The sequence below is a fragment of the Asanoa sp. NPDC050611 genome (assembly GCF_040654855.1).
Classification (GTDB): Bacteria; Actinomycetota; Actinomycetes; order Mycobacteriales; family Micromonosporaceae; genus Asanoa.
In genome coordinates this window covers 16,473-34,773 of sequence record NZ_JBFAIU010000040.1, presented here as the reverse complement: position 1 = coordinate 34,773, position 18,301 = coordinate 16,473, and the positions used below count along the sequence as shown (strand labels likewise).

The 18,301-nt window shown below is 71.8% G+C and carries 18 protein-coding genes; 11 read left to right on the top strand and 7 right to left on the bottom strand.

Going from position 1 to position 18,301, the window contains the following annotated elements; all coding sequences use genetic code 11:
• Nucleotides 1–47: 47 nt before the first annotated feature.
• Nucleotides 48–1,262 carry a M20 family metallopeptidase gene (locus AB0H87_RS09345; protein WP_360142022.1) on the bottom strand — a complete coding sequence of 405 codons (1,215 nt, stop codon included), beginning with the start codon at nucleotides 1,260–1,262 and terminating at the stop codon, nucleotides 48–50.
• A gap of 15 nt (nucleotides 1,263–1,277) precedes the next feature.
• On the bottom strand, nucleotides 1,278–2,078 hold the full coding sequence (locus AB0H87_RS09340; RefSeq protein ID WP_360142020.1) for an alpha/beta hydrolase: 801 nt from the start codon (nucleotides 2,076–2,078) through the stop codon (nucleotides 1,278–1,280).
• Between the two features lie 103 nt (nucleotides 2,079–2,181).
• Between AB0H87_RS09340 and AB0H87_RS09335 the strand changes: the two genes are divergently transcribed.
• The 5 genes from AB0H87_RS09335 to AB0H87_RS09315 all read left to right on the top strand — a co-directional run bounded on the left by AB0H87_RS09335 (nucleotide 2,182) and on the right by AB0H87_RS09315 (nucleotide 6,304).
• Nucleotides 2,182–2,502, top strand: coding sequence for a GYD domain-containing protein (locus AB0H87_RS09335; protein WP_360142018.1), 321 nt, complete (start codon nucleotides 2,182–2,184; stop codon nucleotides 2,500–2,502).
• 51 nt (nucleotides 2,503–2,553) lie between these two features.
• Nucleotides 2,554–3,114: a GNAT family N-acetyltransferase gene (locus AB0H87_RS09330; protein ID WP_360142016.1), complete on the top strand. Its 561-nt coding sequence runs from the start codon at nucleotides 2,554–2,556 to the stop codon at nucleotides 3,112–3,114.
• 87 nt (nucleotides 3,115–3,201) lie between these two features.
• Complete coding sequence (locus AB0H87_RS09325; protein WP_360142014.1) at nucleotides 3,202–4,716, top strand: MFS transporter; 1,515 nt, start codon at nucleotides 3,202–3,204, stop codon at nucleotides 4,714–4,716.
• A 44-nt stretch (nucleotides 4,717–4,760) separates the two neighbouring features.
• Nucleotides 4,761–5,084, top strand: a complete 324-nt coding sequence (locus AB0H87_RS09320; protein WP_360142030.1) for a YciI family protein — start codon at nucleotides 4,761–4,763, stop codon at nucleotides 5,082–5,084.
• 2 nt (nucleotides 5,085–5,086) lie between these two features.
• Nucleotides 5,087–6,304, top strand: coding sequence for a DUF6596 domain-containing protein (locus AB0H87_RS09315; RefSeq protein ID WP_360142028.1), 1,218 nt, complete (start codon nucleotides 5,087–5,089; stop codon nucleotides 6,302–6,304).
• Here AB0H87_RS09315 and AB0H87_RS09310 read toward each other — a convergent pair.
• Nucleotides 6,271–6,936, bottom strand: a complete 666-nt coding sequence (locus AB0H87_RS09310; RefSeq protein ID WP_360142012.1) for a trimeric intracellular cation channel family protein — start codon at nucleotides 6,934–6,936, stop codon at nucleotides 6,271–6,273. The two genes, AB0H87_RS09315 and AB0H87_RS09310, sit on opposite strands and share 34 nt — an antisense overlap.
• A gap of 64 nt (nucleotides 6,937–7,000) precedes the next feature.
• On the opposite strand from AB0H87_RS09310, the gene AB0H87_RS09305 reads away from it, so the two are divergent.
• A complete protein-coding gene (locus tag AB0H87_RS09305; RefSeq protein WP_360142010.1) occupies nucleotides 7,001–7,378 on the top strand; it encodes a VOC family protein in 378 nt (125 codons plus the stop codon).
• A 4-nt stretch (nucleotides 7,379–7,382) separates the two neighbouring features.
• Here AB0H87_RS09305 and AB0H87_RS09300 read toward each other — a convergent pair whose 3' ends face one another.
• From AB0H87_RS09300 to AB0H87_RS09290, 3 genes are all read right to left on the bottom strand, one after another.
• Nucleotides 7,383–8,534, bottom strand: coding sequence for a CoA transferase (locus AB0H87_RS09300; RefSeq protein ID WP_360142008.1), 1,152 nt, complete (start codon nucleotides 8,532–8,534; stop codon nucleotides 7,383–7,385).
• The gene (locus AB0H87_RS09295; RefSeq protein WP_360142006.1) at nucleotides 8,447–8,809 is read right to left on the bottom strand and encodes a hypothetical protein; all 363 of its coding nucleotides are present in this window, start codon (nucleotides 8,807–8,809) and stop codon (nucleotides 8,447–8,449) included. Before AB0H87_RS09295 ends, AB0H87_RS09300 begins: the two co-directional genes overlap by 88 nt.
• An 83-nt stretch (nucleotides 8,810–8,892) precedes the next feature.
• Nucleotides 8,893–9,930: a LacI family DNA-binding transcriptional regulator gene (locus AB0H87_RS09290; protein WP_360142004.1), complete on the bottom strand. Its 1,038-nt coding sequence runs from the start codon at nucleotides 9,928–9,930 to the stop codon at nucleotides 8,893–8,895.
• A 182-nt stretch (nucleotides 9,931–10,112) separates the two neighbouring features.
• On the opposite strand from AB0H87_RS09290, the gene AB0H87_RS09285 reads away from it, so the two are divergent.
• Genes AB0H87_RS09285 through AB0H87_RS09265 form a run of 5 tightly spaced genes read left to right on the top strand, consistent with a single transcriptional unit; the run spans nucleotide 10,113 to nucleotide 17,517 of the window.
• Nucleotides 10,113–10,994 (top strand): sugar ABC transporter permease, encoded by an 882-nt coding sequence (locus AB0H87_RS09285; protein ID WP_360142002.1) that lies wholly within the window; start codon nucleotides 10,113–10,115, stop codon nucleotides 10,992–10,994.
• Nucleotides 10,991–11,812, top strand: a complete 822-nt coding sequence (locus AB0H87_RS09280; RefSeq protein WP_360142000.1) for a carbohydrate ABC transporter permease — start codon at nucleotides 10,991–10,993, stop codon at nucleotides 11,810–11,812. Before AB0H87_RS09285 ends, AB0H87_RS09280 begins: the two co-directional genes overlap by 4 nt.
• A gap of 35 nt (nucleotides 11,813–11,847) precedes the next feature.
• Nucleotides 11,848–13,110 carry an extracellular solute-binding protein gene (locus AB0H87_RS09275; RefSeq protein WP_360141998.1) on the top strand — a complete coding sequence of 421 codons (1,263 nt, stop codon included), beginning with the start codon at nucleotides 11,848–11,850 and terminating at the stop codon, nucleotides 13,108–13,110.
• The gene (locus AB0H87_RS09270) at nucleotides 13,107–14,321 is read left to right on the top strand and encodes a family 1 glycosylhydrolase (protein ID WP_360141996.1); all 1,215 of its coding nucleotides are present in this window, start codon (nucleotides 13,107–13,109) and stop codon (nucleotides 14,319–14,321) included. Before AB0H87_RS09275 ends, AB0H87_RS09270 begins: the two co-directional genes overlap by 4 nt.
• A gap of 28 nt (nucleotides 14,322–14,349) precedes the next feature.
• A complete protein-coding gene (locus AB0H87_RS09265; RefSeq protein WP_360141994.1) occupies nucleotides 14,350–17,517 on the top strand; it encodes a family 78 glycoside hydrolase catalytic domain in 3,168 nt (1,055 codons plus the stop codon).
• On the opposite strand, the gene AB0H87_RS09260 is transcribed toward AB0H87_RS09265, so the two are convergent.
• Complete coding sequence (locus AB0H87_RS09260; protein WP_360141992.1) at nucleotides 17,504–18,301, bottom strand: hypothetical protein; 798 nt, start codon at nucleotides 18,299–18,301, stop codon at nucleotides 17,504–17,506. The genes AB0H87_RS09265 and AB0H87_RS09260 overlap by 14 nt on opposite strands.

Sequence of the window (18,301 nt, the reverse complement as noted above, 5' to 3'; positions counted from 1 at the left end):
CAATAACGCGGCTTATGCCCGAAATGTCACGGAGACCCGCACGACCATCACCAGCTCGCGTCGACCGCCCACTCCACGACCGGACCCACGAGCTCCGCGTGGACCAGCGCGCCGTCGGCGAGGACCGCGTCGTCGAACACCGCGCGGGGGCTGTGGTTGACCGCTCCCTGCGCCGGATCCTCGGCGCCGCTCGCGCCGAGCATGAGATAGCAGCCCGGCACCTGGTCGAGCACCTCCGCGAAGTCCTCCGCGGCGCTCACGGGGAAGCGCATCGCTTCGAACCGGTCCGCACCGACCACATCGGACACCACCGAGCGGGCGAACTCGTACCGCTGCTCGTCGTTGACCGTCACCGGGTAGCCGTCGACGTACGCCACCTCCGCGGTCAGCCCGTGCGCCGCCGCGATGTGCTCGCACAACCGGGTGATCTCGGCGCGCAGCCGCTCCTGGTTCGTCGCCGAGAAGGTGCGTACCGTGGCGTCGATCTCGGCGGTGTCCGGAATGATGTTGGCCTTGTTGCCGGCGTGGATCGAGCCGACCGTGACGACGACCGGGTCGAAGACGTCGAAGCGGCGGGTGACCAGCGTCTGCAACGAGGTCACGATCTCCGCCGCCACGGTGACCGGGTCGCGGCCGAGGTGCGGCATCGAGGCGTGCGCGCCGGTTCCGCGCACGGTCACCTTGAGGTCCGCGGTGGCCGCCATCAGCGTGCCCGGCCGGCTGCCGAACCGACCGCTGGGCCAGCCGTACGATCGCACGTGCATCCCGTACGCCGAGGAGACCCGGGGGCCGGCCGCGTCCAGCACCCCTTCGGCGATCATCCGCCCGGCGCCGTTCCAGCCCTCCTCGCCAGGCTGGAACATGAACACCACGTCGCCGGCCAGCTGGTCGCGGTGCTGGCTGAGCAGGCGGGCGGCGCCGACCAGCATCGCCGTGTGCAGGTCGTGCCCGCACGCGTGCATGGCGCCGTCCACCTGGCTGGCGTAGTCGAGCCCGGTCGTCTCGGTGATCGGCAGCGCGTCCATGTCGGCGCGCAACAGCACGGCGGGCCCGCCGGCGCCGCGCAGCACCGCGGTCACCGACGTCAGCGAGCGGCCCAGGGTGATCTCCAGGCCCAGCCCGGCCAGCTCGTCGAGCACCGCCCGCTGCGTCCGCGGCAGGTCCAGGCCGATCTCCGGGTGCCGGTGGAGGTCGCGCCGCAGCCGCACCAGCTCGGGCTGCAGCGCCGCGGCGTCGTCGCGCAGGCGGTCGGGCAGAGCCATCGCGTTTCCCAATCGTCAGGCCGGCCGGGCGGGCCCCGGCTGCCCGACCAGCATGCCGGCCACGGTGCGCGGATGGGCGACGTGGGGGAAGTGGCCGCTGCCGGGCAGCACGGTCACGGTGACGTCCGGCAGGGCCGATCGCAACCATTCCTGGTACGCCGGATTCGGCTCATGGCCGGTCACGAAGGTGTACGGCAGCCCGTTGGCCCGGATCACGCCCAGGTCGTCCGCCCGGCGCCGGGCGAGCTCGTCGGGGGAGTTGACCAGGACCTCGTTCCAGTAGCCGAGGAGCAGGTCCTGCCGGGGGTCGGTGGCCGTGGCGACCAGCTCCCGCCCCGCCGGCGGCAGCTCGTCGACGTGCATGTTGGCGAGCATCCGGGCCCAGACGTCGCCCCACGCCGGGCTGCGCAGCACCGGCTCGGCCTGCCGCAGTACGTCGGCGAACCGGCCCACCAGGAGGGGCTGGTCGATGTTGACCACGCCCCGGGCGGGATAGGCCGCGGCGTACATGGTCACCAGGACGCCGCCGAGCGAGTGGCCCACGACGACCGGCGCGGTGAGTCCGGCCTCGGCCGCGGCCTTGTGGATCGCGGCGACGACCTCGTCGAGGTCGTAGCTGTCCCACCGCGGCGAGCGGCCGTGCCCCGGCAGGTCGACGGCCAGCACCCGCCGGCCCGGGTCGACGGTCGCCAGCTCGTCCAGCAGCGGCCCCCACTGGCGTCTGTCGTAGCTGAGACCGTGCACGAGGAGCAGCGGTGGCCGGTCGTCGACCGTGCCCCGGAGGTCGCCGGCGAGGCCGCCGAAGGTGTCCGACATGTCCTTCTCCCGTCCTGGTACGCGTGTACGGTACGGCGTGGCCAGTCGGTCGGCGCTACTGATTGTGGGGCGAACCACCGCGCCGGTCGCCTACCTTGAGGACATGGCCAAGTACCTGTTCACCTCGGCGTACACCGTCGAAGGCCGGCGTGGGCTGCTCGCGGACGGCGGGAGCGGGCGGGTCGAAGCCACGCGGCGGACGGCCGAGAGTGTCGGCGGGAGCCTCGAGGCGATGTACTACAGCTTCGGCGAGCACGACGTCTACATCATCTGCGACCTGCCCGACAACGAGGCGGCGGCGGCCGTGTCCCTCGCCGTGGGCGCGAGCGGCGCCCTGGACACCACGACCGTGGTCCTGCTGACGCCGGCGGAGATCGACCGGGCGGCCAGGCAGGCGGTCGACTTCCGCGCGCCGGGTGCGTGACCACGGCGGATCGTGAATGTCAGACCCCTCGACCACACTGCCCGTACGACGTTGACGACTCGCTTGCTCACGCCGGAGACGTGGGACGACTTCGCCGCGCTGGTCGAGGCCAACAACGGCGTGTGGGGCGGCTGCTGGTGCATGGGGTTCCATCCGGAGGGCGTCGGTGCCGGGCACACCCCCGACGGCAACCGGGCGGCCAAGCGCGAGCACGTGGCCCGCGGCACGGTCCACCAGGTGCTCGTCTTCGACGGTGACCGCTGCGTCGGCTGGTGCCAGTTCGGCTCACCGGCCGAGCTACCCAACATCAAGAACCGGCAGGTGTACGAGCGCGGGGCCGACGCCGCGCCCGACTGGCGGATCGGCTGTGTCTTCACCAACGCGAAAGACCGTGGCCAGGGCGTCGCCGCCGCCGCGGTCGGGGCGGCCCTCGAGGAGATCAGGCGGGCCGGCGGCGGGGTCGTCGAGGCCTACCCGGAGCAGACCGCGGAGCGACCGCCGCAGCGTGGCGCCTACCTGCACACCGGCCCGGAGGAGCTCTACGCGCGCTACGGCTTCACGCGGGACCGCAAGATCGCGAAGTGGCGGTGGGTGATGCGCGCGAAGGTCTGAGAATTCGTCCGGCGGACCTGTCGGATTCGCGGTGACCCGCTCGTGGTGAGTGCGTAGGAGCACTTGACGACGAACGGAGCACCACCGATGGACCCGACGACCGCCACCGCCGCACCGGCCCGCGCCGGGCGCCGCGAATGGACCGGGCTGGCCGTGCTGGCCCTGCCCACGCTGCTGCTGGCGCTCGACGCGAGCGTCCTCTACCTCGCCCTGCCCAGGGTCAGCGCCGACCTCGGCGCCGACGCCAACCAGACGCTGTGGATCCTCGACATCTACTCGTTCGTGCTGGCCGGCTTCCTGGTCACGATGGGCACGCTCGGCGACCGCATCGGGCGCCGCCGGCTCCTGCTGATCGGGGCGGCGGCGTTCGGTGTGGCGTCGATCCTGGCCGCGTACTCGACCAGCGCGGAGATGCTCATCCTCACCCGCGCGCTGCTCGGCCTGGCCGGCGCGACGCTGATGCCGTCGACGATGGCGCTGATCCGCAACATGTTCACCGACCCGAAGCAGCTCGGCACCGCCATCGGCGTCTGGTTCACCTGCTTCATGGGCGGCATGGCGATCGGCCCGCTGGTCGGCGGCGCGCTGCTGGAGCAGTTCTGGTGGGGCTCGGCGTTCCTGCTGGGCGTGCCGTTCATGGCGCTGCTGCTGGTCGTCGGCCCGGTGCTGCTGCCGGAATACCGCGCGCCCGCCACCGGCCGCCTCGACCTGGCCAGCGTCGGCCTGTCGCTGGTCGCGATCCTGCCCGCGATCTACGGCCTGAAGGAGCTGGCCCGGGGTGGGTGGGACCCGGTCGCCGCCGGCGCCGTGGTGGTCGGCCTCGTCTTCGGCGTCACGTTCGTGCGGCGCCAGCGGGCCCTCGCCGACCCGCTGCTGGACCTGGGCCTCTTCGCCTTCCGGGCGTTCCGCTCGGCGCTGAGCGTCTACCTGCTCACCGGCGTGGTGATGGCGGGCGTGTCGCTGATGTCGACCATGTACCTCCAGTCGGTGCTGGAGCTGACCACCCTGCGCGCCGGCCTCTGGCTCCTGCCGCACAACGTGGCGCTCGCCGCCGGCTTCCTCGCCGCGCCGCGGCTGGCCGCCCGCTTCCGGCAGGCGCACGTGATGGCGGCCGGCATGGTCGTCGCGGCCACCGGGCTGGCGCTGCTGCTGGTGGTCGACCCGGCCGCCGGCCCCGGTCCGCTGGTGGCCGGGCTGGTGCTCGCGCACGCCGGCATCTCGCTGCCGATGGCCCTCGCCGCCACCGTCATCGTGGGCGCGGCGCCGCCGGAGCGGGCGGGCTCGGCCGCCTCGCTGATGGAGACCAGCGCCGAGTTCGGGATCGCGATGGGCGTGGCGACGCTGGGCACGCTCGGCACGGTGGTCTACCGCGACAGCTTCACGGCACCGCCGAACGTACCCGCGGAGGCGGCCGGGGCGGCGCGGGAGAGCATCACGGCGGCGGGCGGCGCGGCGGCGGGGCTGCCCCCGGAGCCGGCGGCCGCGCTGTCGCACGCGGCGCAGGCGGCGTTCACGTCGGGCGTGAACGTGGTCGGAGTGGTCGGCGCGGCCATCTTCGTGGTCCTCGCCGTCCTGGTCTACCGGGGCTCGCGACCGGCCTGAGCCCACTTACTGTTGGTACGTTCCAGAACGAGGAGATGATCCGAATGCAGTACCTGGTTTCCGTGATCGACGACCGGAGCAACTCCGCCACGCCGGCGGAGATGGCCGCGATCGACGCGTTCAACGAGCGGGTCCAGGCCGCGGGCCAGTGGGTCTTCGCCGGTGGGCTCGCGGACCCGAGCACGGCCACGGTGATCGACAACCGCGGCGGGGAGCCGGTGTTCACGGACGGGCCGTTCGTGGAGACGAAGGAGTTCCTCGCCGGCTTCTGGGTCTTCGAGGCGCCTGACCTCGACGCGGCGCTCAAGATCGCCGCCGAGGGCTCGAAGCACTGCAACCGCCGGGTCGAGGTGCGTCCGTTCCTGTGAGTGTGACCGACGCGGTCACCCGGGCCCACCGCGCGGAGTGGGCCCGGGTGGTCGCCGCACTGACCAAGCGTTTCGGCGACCTCGACATCGCCGAGGAGGCCACGGCCGAGGCGTTCGCGACGGCCGTCGAACGGTGGCCGGTCGACGGCGTACCCCCGAATCCCGGTGGCTGGCTGACCACCACCGCCAACCGCAAGGCCATCGACCGGATCAGGCGCGAGACCAAGCGCGTCGACAAGCAGAAGGAGGCCGCGATGTTGTACGACGACGACCCGCCCGAGCCTCCCGCGGCCATCGACGACGAGCGCCTCCGGCTGTTCTTCACCTGCTGCCACCCGGCGCTCGCGATGGAGACCCGCGTGGCGCTGACGCTGCGCATGGTCGGCGGCCTGACCGTGGCGGAGATCGCCCGCGCCTTCCTGGTGCAGGAGACCGCCATGGGCCAGCGGATCACCCGCGCGAAGGCCAAGATCAAGGCGGCGCGCATCCCTTACCGGGTGCCGTCCACAGAGGACCTGCCGGTGCGCGTCTCCGGTGTGCTCGGTGTCCTCTTCCTGGTCTTCAACGAGGGCTACCTGGCAACCGGCGCCGACACCGATCCGGTGCGGCAGGACCTGACCGCCGAGGCGATCCGCCTCACCCGCCTGATCCGCGCACTCCTGCCGAACGACGGCGAGGTGGCCGGCCTGCTGGCGCTGATGCTGCTCACCGAGGCCCGCCGCACGGCGCGGGTGTCGGCCGGCGGCGAGCTGGTCACCCTCGGCGAGCAGGACCGCGGGGCCTGGGACGCCGCACTGGTCGCCGAGGGCCACCGGCTGGTGCGCGAGCGCCTGGCCGCCGGCGAGGCGCCGGGCCGCTACCAGATCCTCGCGGCGATCAACGCGGTGCACACCTCGGCCCGCGACGTGCGGGACACCGACTGGTCGCAGGTGGTCGCGCTCTACGACCAACTGGTCAGGCTCGACCCGTCACCGATCGTCGCCCTCAACCGGGCGGTAGCGGTGGCGGAGCTGGACGGCCCCGAGGTCGCACTGGCCACGGTCGACCGGTTGGAGCCGAAGCTGGCGGGCTACCACGCCTACCACGCGGCGCGCGCGGACCTGCTGCGCCGGCTGGGCCGCAGCGACCAGTCCCGCGCGGCGTACGACCAGGCCATCGCCCTGGCGGGCAACACCGCGGAAGCCGCCTACCTGACCCGCCGCCGCGACCAACTGGGGTAGCGGTCGGGCGGCCAGGACCACGCGCGTGGCGCCTTCCAGTGGCGGATCATGGCGACCAGGCGGAACGCGAACACCAGCACCGCGGCGCAGGTGGCGACGGCCGGCATCGGCAGGTCGGCCCGGTGCGCCACGGCGACGACCAGCGCGCCCGCGGTGGCCGGTATCGCGTACAGGTCCGTGTCCACCTGGACGAGTGCGGGCGTCTCCCGGGCGATGATGTCGCGCAGCATCCCGCCGCCGACCGCGGTGGTGACGCCGAGGAGCACGGCCTGCAGCGAGCCGAGCCCGAAGTCCAGGGCCTTGATGGTGCCCGTGACGCAGAACAGCCCGAGCCCGGCGGCGTCGAAGACGAGGACCGTGACGCTGAGCCGGCGCACGACGGGATGGACGAAGAAGGTGACCACCGCCGCCGCCACCGGGATCACCAGGTAGTTGACGTTCGTGAACGCCGCCGGTGGCGTGTCACCGATGATCACGTCGCGCAGGATGCCGCCGCCGAGCGCGGTCGCCGTGGCCAGCACCACGATCCCGACGATGTCGAACCCTTTGTGCACGGCCATCAACGCGCCGGACGTGGCGAAGACGTAGAGACCGACGAGCTCGAGAACATATACCACCGTGCCTGCCGACATCCCTGTAGTCTCGCCGAGCACGACCGCCTACGGATCGGTCGCGGGACGGGGAGCGCTGACACACATGGCACCGACTGTGCAGAACGTCGTCTTCGACTGCGCCGACGCCTACGCGCTGGCGACGTGGTGGAGCAAGGTCTTCGAGGTGCCGATGTCCGACGAGGACGCGCCCGGCGACCCCGAGGTGGCCATCCTGCTGCCCACCGGCCTGACGCTCTATTTCCAGGCGGTGCCCGAGCCCAAGACGGTCAAGAACCGGGTGCACGTCTGCCTCCAGGCGGAGACCCGCCGCGACGACGACGTGGCCCGGATGCTCGACCTCGGTGCGACCATGCTCGCCGACCACCGGCGCGCCGACGGCACCGGCTTTGTCGTGCTCACCGACCCGGAGGGCAACGAGTTCTGCGTCCTGCGCAGCGCCGCCGAACGCGCCGCCCGCTGAGGCGTCACACCGTGGGCCAGGCCGCGGGGTCGCTGCCGTACGGGACCAGGCGGTCCGACGCGGGCAGGGTCAGGTCGCTGAACGAGACCGGCGGCGCCAGGAAGTCCACCGGCCCGTACGTCGTGTCGATCGTGACCGTCGACGCCGGGTAGGTGTCCGTCGCGGGAACCGACCCCTGCGCTGCCACGTCCAGCAGCCCCAGCTCCTGCACCCACATCACGCTGCGGGTCAACGACAGCTTCACCTGGTACGAGCCGCCCTCGTCCGCCCGCCGGAGCAGGGCCGCCATCATCCCGGCCGCCGCGCAGTAGCCGGTGATCAGGTCGGCCACGTAGAACACCGGTGAGAACCTCGGCGGCCCGCCCGCACCTTCCTCCAGCGCGAACCCCGACGTCACCTGCCCGTTCTGGTCGAACCCGGGCCGCCGCGCCCAGGGGCCCGAATGCCCGTACGCGTTGGCCGACATGTAGACGATGCCGCGCTCACTGGCGGCGGCCAGCGCCGCGGGTCCGAGGCCGAACCGCTCGATCACCGCGGGCCGGTACGTGCACGCGAACACGTCGGCCGTGGCGGCCAGCCGCCGCATGGCCGCCAGGTCAGACTCGGCGCGCAGGTCGAGGTAGGCGTCGTACTTGCCCGCGTCCACGCCGAGGTGCTGCGCGAGCGTGTCGGCGAACCACGGCGAGCTGATGTGCAGTACCGCGGCGCCGTACTCGGCGAGCGTCCGGGCACTGCGCGGCCCGGCGAGCACGTGCGTGAAGTCGAGGACCCGCACCCCGTCCAGCGGTGCGGACGCCGGCGCGGTGAACGGCACCGGCGGTCGGTCGGCGATCTTCACGATCTCGATCTGCGGCACCGCCGCGAGCGCCCGCCCCTGCGGATGCGCGAGCCACTCCGCCCGGGTCAGCGCCCGGCAGGCGGGCAGCCCGGCGGCGGACAGCGCCTCCACGAGGTCGTCCGCCTCCCACCGGGCGACCTCGCGGGCGAAGGACTGCTTCCGGTTGCCGCAGTCGAAGAAGTTCAGGTAACCGTTGAGCAGCTTCTGGTACGGCGGCCCGGCCTCGAGCATCACGTAACCGCCGTCGCGGGTCTCGAAGACCCCGTTGACCTCGACGAACTCGGCACCGACGTTGCTGGGGTAGCCGGCCTGCCCCACGAGTGGGTCGGGTGCAGGTGGTGCAGCCCGTGCACGACGTCCATGGCGATGTCGGTCGACGCTCCGGTGCGGGCCTCCCAGATCGCCGCACCCGCGGCCGCGATGAGCAGATGCGCGGTGCACGACGCCTCGGCCAGCCGGTGCGGCGAGCGGATGACCGGGTCGGCCCCGAAAACGGTCGCGTCACCGCTGAACCGCCCGGCCAGACCGACCTGCGACATGAGGTTGGCCAACGGTTCCAGCTCGCCCCGCCGAAGACTGCGTGCGCGGTGCACCGACCCATCATCCGGCACCGGCGACGCGTCCGGCGCCGGATCGGCCGGCAACAGGGCGTCTAAAAGCGGTCGTTCGGACAGGATCAGGACGACGGTGCCGCGGTCGTGGCGCGGGTGACCAGAGTGGGGGAGAGCTTGACCTGCGACGAGCGGCGCGCGCGGTCGCCGATCCGGGCCAGCAGCAGCCGCGCCGCGTCGGCGCCGATCTGCGCGCCCGCCTGGTCGACGCTGGTCAGCGACACCTGGCTGAAGGCGGCGAACGGCGTGTTGTCGTAGCCGGCCACCGAGATGTCCCCGGGCACCGACAGCCCGGCCTCGGCGATCGCGTCGAGCGCGCCCATGGCGGCGATGTCGGCGCCCGCGAAGACGGCGGTCGGCCGGACCGGCCGTGCCAGCAACTGGCGCGCCCCCCGGTAGCCGCCCTCGCGGGTGTAGCGCGTGGACACGATGTCGATCTCGCCGGCCAGGCCGTGCCGGCGCATCGCCTGCCGGTAGCCCTCCGCGCGGATCATGTTGGGCATCTCCTCGATGCACGACGGCTCGGTCTCCGGGTGCGCGATGTGCGCGATGCGGCGGTGGCCGAGGCCGACGAGATGGTCGACGACCAGCGCGGCCCCTGCGGTGTCGTCGTCGGCGACCGTGTCGAAGATGGTGCCCCGCGCGTGCCGCCCGACGACGACGGTGGGGACGATGCCGGCGACGTGTTCCAGGTGGGCCCGGGGCGAGACCGGCGCGATCAGGATGATCCCGTCCATGCTGCGGTCGATCATCGACTCGATCGTCTTCGCCTCGGCCTGCTCGCCCGCGCAGCCCGGTGCGAGCAGCACCTGGTAGTCCGTGTCGCGGAGCTGTTCGGTCACCCCGGCCAGCACCTCGGGAAAGAACGGGTTGGCGATGTCGGGCACCATCACGCCGAGGGTGTACGTCTGACCGCGTAACGCCCGCGCCGCCGCCGAGGGCCGGTAGCCGAGCTCCGCGATCGCCTGGTGCACCCGCTCGCGCATCGCCGGGCTGGTCCCGTACGCGTTGCGCAGCACTTTGGACACGGCCGTCGTCGACACCTGGGCGTGCCGGGCGACGTCGACGATCGTGACCCGCCGCCGTTGCGCCGACCGCGTCATGCCCACCTCCTGTGTAAAACGTTGCCGAACCCTGGCTATCCGCGTGAGGTTACGGAGCAGCGCACCCATCGACAAGACCCTTGACGACACCGAGGTGAACTCCTAGGGTCGGGCGAAACATTTGGGCAACGTTACCCACGATCCTTCTCCGGTCGCGTACGAGGGATTGGCTGAGACTCCGTATGAAACGTTCCAATCGTACCGGCCCACCGTGGTGGTTCGCCGCACCGGCCATGGCGCTGTTCGCGTTCGTGGTCCTCGTGCCGAGCGTCCGCGGCGTCTACTACGCGTTCACCGACTGGGACGGGCTCGACCCGAGCTTCGCCTTCGTCGGCCTCGACAACTTCGTCGAGATGACCCGTGACCCCGACGCCCGGCAGGCGATCTGGCACACCCTGCTCATCGCGGTCTCGATCACGGTCATCCAGAACGGGTTCGGCCTGGCCCTCGCCCTCGGCGTCAACACGATGATCAAGTCGCGCAACGTGTTGCGGGTCTTCCTGTTCGCGCCGGCGGTGATCACGCCGATCGTCACCGCGTACCTGTGGCGCAACCTGCTGGCCCCCGACGGCGCGGTCAACAGCCTGCTCGGCGCGGTCGGGCTGGACTCCTGGCAGCAGAACTGGCTCGGCGACCCCGATCTGGCCCTGTGGTCGATCGTCGGCGTGATCGTCTGGCAGTTCGGCGGCTACTCGATGGTCATCTTCCTGGCCGGCATGCAGTCGATCCCGAAGGACATCTACGACGCCGCGGCGATCGACGGCACCGGCCCGGTGCGGCGGTTCTGGTCGGTCACCCGGCCGTTGCTCGCGCCCGCGTTCACGATCAACCTGATGCTCTCGATCATCGGCGGCATCAAGCTCTTCGACCAGGTGTACGCCCTGACCGGTGGCGGACCCGGCCACGCCACCGACACGCTCTCCACGCTCATCTACAAGGACGCGTTCACCCTCGGCGAGTTCGGCTACAGCATCGCGTTGGCCGTCGTGCTGACGGTCATCGTCGCGGTCGCCTCCACCGGCCAGTACCTCGTGCTGGCGCGCAACGAAAGGGCGGCCTCGTGAACCGGTACACCCGGCGTACGTTCGGCCTCGAAGTGCTGATGGTCGGCATCGCCCTGGTCGTGGCCTTCCCGGTCTACGTCCTGGTCAACCTCGCCGTCCGGCCGCCGTCGGACACCTCGTCGCCACTGCGGCCGACGCTGACGCCGACGCTGGACAACTTCACGCAGGCCTGGCAGCAGGGCGCGCTCGGCGGGGCATTGGCCAACAGCGCGGTGGTCACCGTCGTCAGCGTGCTCATCGTCATCGCGATCTCGTCGCTGGCCGCGTACCCGCTGGCCCGGGTCACCGCGCGCTGGTCCCGCGCCGTCTTCCTGCTGATCATGTTGGGGCTGATGCTGCCGTTCCAGCTCGCCGCGCTGCCGCTCTACCAGACGATGCGCGACCTCGGGCTGCTCGGCTCCGCGTGGGCGCTCGTCCTGTTCTACGCGGGCCTCCAGGTGCCGTTCACGACGTTCCTCTACATCGGATTCCTGCGGGCGCTGCCGCGCGACTTCGAGGACGCGGCCTCGATCGACGGCTGCACGTCCTGGGAAGCCTTCCGGCACGTCGTGTTCCCGATGCTCAAGCCCATCACCGTCACCGCGGTCGTGCTCAACGCCGTCAGCATCTGGAACGACTTCTTCACCCCGCTGCTGTACCTGTCCGGCAGCACGCAGCAGACCGTGCCCGTGGCCATCTCCGGCTTCGTCGGCCAGTACGTCTCCGACTGGAACCTGATCTTCGCGGCGCTGCTGATCTCCATGATCCCGATCCTGATCGTCTACTTCGCACTGCAACGCAGCATCATCAACGGCTTCGCCGGCGGGCTCAAGGGATGACCCCGGCGCCGCCCCTCACGAAATCGGGAGTGCAGATGAGGACAACGACTTCGGCGGCGGCGATCGTGGCCGCCTTGACGCTGCTGGCCGGCTGCGGCGGCGGCACCAATGCGGCCTCCGGCGACCAGGCCGCGGACAACACGCTGACGCTCGCCTCCGTCGACCAGGGCTCGGTGGAGGAGGTCGTCAAGGCCTTCGAGGCGAAGAACCCCGGCGTCAAGGTCAACTTCACGACCAGCGGCGCCGACCAGTACCAGCAGCAGATCCGTACCCAGCTCGCCTCGGGCACCGCACCGGACGTCATGTCGGTGTGGCCCGGCAACGGCAACCCCGGCGCCACCTACGTGCTCGCCAAGCCCGGCTACCTGCTCGACCTGTCCGACCAGGCGTGGGCGGCGAAGTACCCGGACGCGGTCAAGAGCGTCGCCCAGTACGACGGCAAGACGTACAACGCGATCTTCGGTCTCAACGGCATCGGCGCGGTCTACAACCAGGAGGCGCTGAGCAAGGCCGGTCTCACGCCGCCGGAGACGTGGACGCAACTGCTCGACTTCTGCCGTGCCGCCAAGGGCAGGGGCACGCCGGCCTTCGCGCTCGGCATCCAGGACAACTGGGTCACCCAGCTCGTCCTGTACGCCCTGGTCGCCACCACCGTCTACGCCGACGACCGCGACTTCGACCAGAAGATGCAGGGCGGCCAGGCGACCTTCGCCAACTCGGCGTGGACGACCGCGATGGCGAAGTACCAGGACATGGACAAGGCCGGCTGCTTCCAGAAGAACCCGCTCGGCACCAGCTATGAGGCCAGCCAGGAGCTGGCGGCCACCGGCAGGACGCTCGGTCTCGTCCAGGGCAACTGGGTGATCGCGTTGCTCAAGAAGAAGAACCCGAGCGGCACGTTCACCATCAAGCCGCTGCCGGCCACCGACAACCCCGCGAGCTTCGTGATGCCGGCCGCCGCCGGTGCCGGCTACGGCGTCAACGCGAAGGCGAAGAACAAGGAGCTGGCGCTCAAGTTCGTCAACTTCGTCATGTCGCCGGAGGGCATGAACCTCTACGTCAAGCAGCAGGGCGGCGTCCCGGCCCTGGCCGACACCGGCTTCGCCCTGGACCCGTCGCTGGCCGAGCTGGCCGACTACATCAACAGGAACCGCACGGTGCCGTTCATGGACCAGCTCTGGCCCAACGCCAAGGTCCAGCAGACGATGCTCAGCGGACTGCAGGAGATCTTCAGCGGACAGTCCACTCCGGACAAGGTACTGGCCGCGATGGACGCCGACTACAAAGCCGGCACGTGACCGGACGGGACTTTCCGGCCGACTTCACCTGGGGCGCCGCGACCGCGGCGCACCAGGTGGAGGGCGGCAACGTCAACAGCGACTGGTGGGAGTTCGAGCACCGGCCGGGAACGGCCGCGGTCGAGTCGTCCGGGGACGCGATCGACCACTACCACCGGTACGCCGAGGACTTCGCCCTGCTCCGTTCCCTGGGCCACAACGCGCACCGGCTGTCGCTGGAGTGGTCCCGGATCGAGCCCGCCGCGGGGGAGTTCAGCGGCGCCGCGCTAGCCCACTACCGGCGGGTGCTCACCGCGCTGGTCGACGCGGGCCTGACCCCGTTCGTGACGCTGCACCACTTCACGCTGCCGCGCTGGCTCGCGGACCGGGGCGGCTGGCTGGCCCCGGACGCGGTCGAGCTGTTCGGCCGCTACTGCCGAACGGTCGGTGCGGCGCTCGGCGACCTCATGCCCTTCGTCTGCACCGTCAACGAGCCGCAGATGGTCGCCCTGCACGGCTATCTCGAGGGCTACCACCCGCCGGGCCGCACGAACCCGGTGCTGTGGAAGCGGGTCGGCGGCGTGCTGATCGACGCGCACGACGCGGCGGTACGGGCGATCCGCGCGACGTCGCCAGCCTCCAGCCCTGGCCTGTGTGCCCAGCTGCCGCTGCTCGCGCCGATCCGCGACGACCCCGCGTGCCAGGCCCTGCTCGCGCTCATGCGGCACGAGATCGTCGACCGGTACCTCGACGGGCTCACCGGCGACTGGCTCGGCGTGCAGTACTACCGCAAGCAGTGGGTGGACCCGGCGTCGCCGACCTGGTTCGCGGCGCCGCCGCCGGACTTCCCGCTCACCCAGATGGGGTGGGCGGTCCACCCCGACGGGCTGCGGCAGATGCTCCACCACGCCGCCGAACGGACCGGGCTCCCGCTGTTCGTCACCGAGAACGGCATCGCGACCGGCGACGACGAGGAGCGGATCGACTACCTCGACGGCCACCTGACCGCCCTCGCCCAGGCCCGCGCCGAGGGCGTGGACGTGCGCGGCTACCTGCACTGGTCCGCGTTCGACAACTTCGAGTGGAGCGAGGGCTACCGGCCGACGTTCGGCCTCGTGGCCGTCGACCGGGCCCGCGACCTCGCGCGCGTACCCAGGCCCAGCGCGTACGCGTTCGGTCGGGTCGCCGCCTCCGGCCGGCTCGCCGCCCTGCGCGAGCCCAGCACCGCCTGACAACCGACCGGCAAGGAAGGGAGCACGGGTGCCAACCAACAGACGCACGGCCACCGCGGTGATAGGCGGGTTCCTCGCCCTGACCCTCGTGGCGCCCCCGTTCACGACGGGCGCCTCCGCGCACGCGAGCGCGGGCGACGTCGAGGTCGTGAACCTCGCCGTCGACGGCCGCTACGACTCACCTCGCGGACTGGACCACCCCCGACCGACCCTGAGCTGGCAGATCGCGGAGACCCGGCGCGCCGCGGCGCACCCCTGCCACCGGCCCCGCGCGACCGTGGCCTGCCCGGGCGACCGGCAGACCGCGTACGAGATCCAGGCCGCCGACCAGAGTGGCCGGCTGGTCTGGTCCTCCGGCAAGGTGACCAGCGCCGAGCAGCGCGCCGCCTTCGGGGCGGCGCTGCGCTCCCGCGAGACGGTCTCCTGGCGGGTGCGGGTCTGGGACGCGGGCCGACGGCCCTCCGCCTGGTCGCGGCCGGCCACCTGGTCCGTCGGGCTGCTCAGCCAGAGCGACTGGGGCGCGGCGCGGTGGATCGACTACCCGGACCGCGCCGAGAGCCAGCCGCTGCCCATCTTCGCGCGCCAGTTCTCCGTGCCACGCGGCAGGAAGGTCGCGGACGCGCGGCTCTACCTGTCCGGCGTCGGCCTGCATCACGCGACCGTCAACGGCCGCGAGGTGACCGACGAGGTGCTCGCACCGGGCAACTCCAACTACCAGCTCTCCAGTGAGTACCGCACGTACGACGTCACGAAGGTCCTGCGCGGCGGCGCCAACACGGTCGGCGTCGAACTGGGCAACGGGACCGCGTACGTGCGGCGCAGCGTGACGAACCCGGCGGTGGGGCGCAACTCGCCCTACTCGTGGTGGCAGAGCCAGCTCAAGGGCAACGGGCTGCTCGCGGCCGACGCCCCCGCCGGCGCGACCACCGTCAAGGTCGACAGTGTGGCCGGCTACCACGTCGGCGGCACGGTCAACGTCGACACCGGTGGCGGCGGCGACCGCCTCGAGTCGCGCACCATCACCGCGATCGGGACCGCCGGCGTCGACGGCACCGGCATCGCCTTCACGCCGGCGCTGACGGCCGCGCACGCCGTGGGCGCGAAGGTGACCGGTTCGGGCAACAACATCGCCGCCAGCGACGCCTCGGCCGGCGCGGCCGTCACACCGCGGTTCATCGGCCGGCTGGAGATCACGTACCAGGACGGCGGTCGCGTGGAGATCGTCACCGACCGGTCCTGGCGCGCCGCGTTCGGTCCGCTGGTGACGGACGCCTGGTACTCGGGAGCCGACTACGACGCCCGGCGCGAGCAGCCGGGCTGGAACGACGCCGGCTCGGACCTCGGCCCGACGGCGCGCCGCCGGGACGGCACCGCGACCGGGTGGGTCAGCGCCGGCATCGCCCCGCCACCGAACCTGGCGACCCGGCTCGTCGCCCGGGCCGCCGAACCGGTCGTCGAGCAGGAGCGGTTCAAGCCGGTCTCGCTGACCAACCCCGTGCCCGGGACCTGGGTGTTCGACTTCGGCCAGAACATGGTCGGCTGGCCGGAGCTGGACCTCCGCGCGGTGCCGGCGGGCACCACCGTCAAGGTGGCGCCGGCCGAGTCGCTCAACGCCGACGGCACGGTCAACCAGGCCTCGCTCGGCCCCGGCGGCCGCGGCAGCGACCTGTTCAACACCTACACCGCCTACGGCGCCCGCGGCGGCGAGCGGTGGCATCCGCGGTTCAACTACTTCGGCATGCAGTGGGTCCAGGTCACCGGCCTGCCCGAGGGGTACGTGCCGACCCGCGACCTGGTCACCGGCGTCCGGTTGCAGGCCGACACCCCGACGGCGAGCGAGTTCACCACGTCGGACGCCCGGATCAACCGGATCCACAAGATGGCCCGCTACTCGTTCGCCAGCAACATGATGTCGGTCTTCACCGACTGCCCGGGCCGCGAGAAGCTGTCCTACCCGGCCGACTACACGATGCCGATGGGCTCCATCCACCGCGACTACGAGCTCGGCGCGTTCCTACGCACCTCGATGCACCACCTCGTCGAGGGGCAGTCGATCGCGGACACCCCGATGGCCGGCAACGTGGCGTTGAAGACGCCGGTGTACGACTGGGGCTACACGGGTCGCTTCGGCGACGAGATCAACTGGGGTAACGCAATCATCCTCGTGCCGGCCCTGCTCTACGAGCTGTACGGGGACACGCAGACCATGGCCACGTACTACGACCGGATGACGAAGTTCGTCGACTACATCCAGCGGGAGAAGGCCGTCGGACACATCGTCGACGCCGCCCTCACCGACTGGGTGTCGGCGGAGGACACCTCCGGCCGGATCACCGGCACGTGGGGCTACTACGTGATGACCACCAAGATGGCGATGATGGCCGAGCTGACCGGCCACAGCGCCGACGCGGCCGCGTACACGGCGCTGGCCGGCGAGATCAAGGACGCGTTCAACCGGGCGTTCTTCAACGACTCGGTCGGCCACTACACCGCCGCCGGCAACGCCGGCACCGCCGGCGCGACCCAGGCGGCGCAGGCGCTCGCGCTCGACGGCGGGCTCGTGCCGGCTGACAAGCGGCAGGGCGTCGTCGACCACCTGGTCGAGAACGTGTACGCCTTCCACCCGCAGGGCGATGGGCCGCACTTCAGCGGCGGCACGATCGGGATGTCGCCGATCGTCCGCAGCCTCGCCGCCGCCGGCCGGGACGACGTGCTCTGGGACCTGCTCCAGGAGGACGACTACCCGAGCTACGGGTACTTCATGGCGTCCACACCCCAGAACCCCGGTGGCTTCACCACGATCGGTGAACGCTGGGACCGGGGGAGCTCGAAGAACCACATGATCCTGGCCCAGATCGAGGAGTGGTTCCAGTCCGGTGTCGCGGGCATCCGGTCCGCGCCGGGCGCCGTCGCCTACGACAGGCTGGTGTTCCAACCCAAGGCGGTCGGTGACCTCACGTACGCCAAGGGCAGCTACGGGACGCCCAAGGGCGTCGCGCGCAGCGCCTGGACGAAGTCGGACCGGCGGTTCGAGCTGACCGTCACCGTGCCGACGAACACCACGGCGGAGGTCTGGGTGCCCACTGTGGAGGGACGGTCGGTGCCGACGCCCGCCCGGGCCCGGTTCGACCGGGTGGACGGCGGCTACACCGTCTTCACCGTCCCGTCCGGACAGTTCACCTTCACGGCCGCCTAGCGCTGGTGAGGTCGCCCGGTCGCACGGGCGGCCTCACCTGTCGGCCGGCGCTGCGCCACGCGAACTGCGCCGCGAGCGTCGCGGCCACCGCGACCCCGAACGCGGTGCCGGTGCCGAGCGGCTCGACCAGGACCGCCACGAGGAAGCAGAAGACCGAGAAGCCCAACAGGCCACGGGGTACGCCGTGCAGCACGCGCACCGCGCCCGGGGAGCCGAGCTGGGCCAGCGTGAACGCCGCGACCACGCTGGTGGCGATCGGGAACGGGGCGAGCACGCCGGTCAGGCCCGGCCCGACCGCGGCGGCCGCGGCGGTCACCACCAGCACCAGCACCGCCGTCGCGGCGGCCCGGGCCGGCAGGTCCCACCACGGCCAGGCGACCTGGCGGTCGGTGCCCGGCGGGTCGGGCGGCATCAGCCTCGTGACGGCCCACCCGACGACCAGCACCACGGGCAGGCCCCACCACGGCCCCAGCGTCAGCCGGGCGAGCAGGAGGTCCAGAACCAGGCAGCTCGCCCAGGCGACCAGCAGCGTCGGCAGCCAACCGAACCGGCGCGACAGCCACGCGAAGACCAGGGCGAACCAGGCGAGCGACACCAGCCCGAGCAGGGCGGCGGCGGCGGCCTGCGAGCCGAACCGGGGGCCCTGCTCCAGACACGTGATCAGCAGGATCGGCCCGGCCACGATCGGCAGGGCCACCAACATGCCCGAGACGCGTTGACCCCAGCGCCGCCCGGCCACCGAGGAAGCGACCACCAGCGCCGGTGCCAGCGCCAGCTTGAGCAC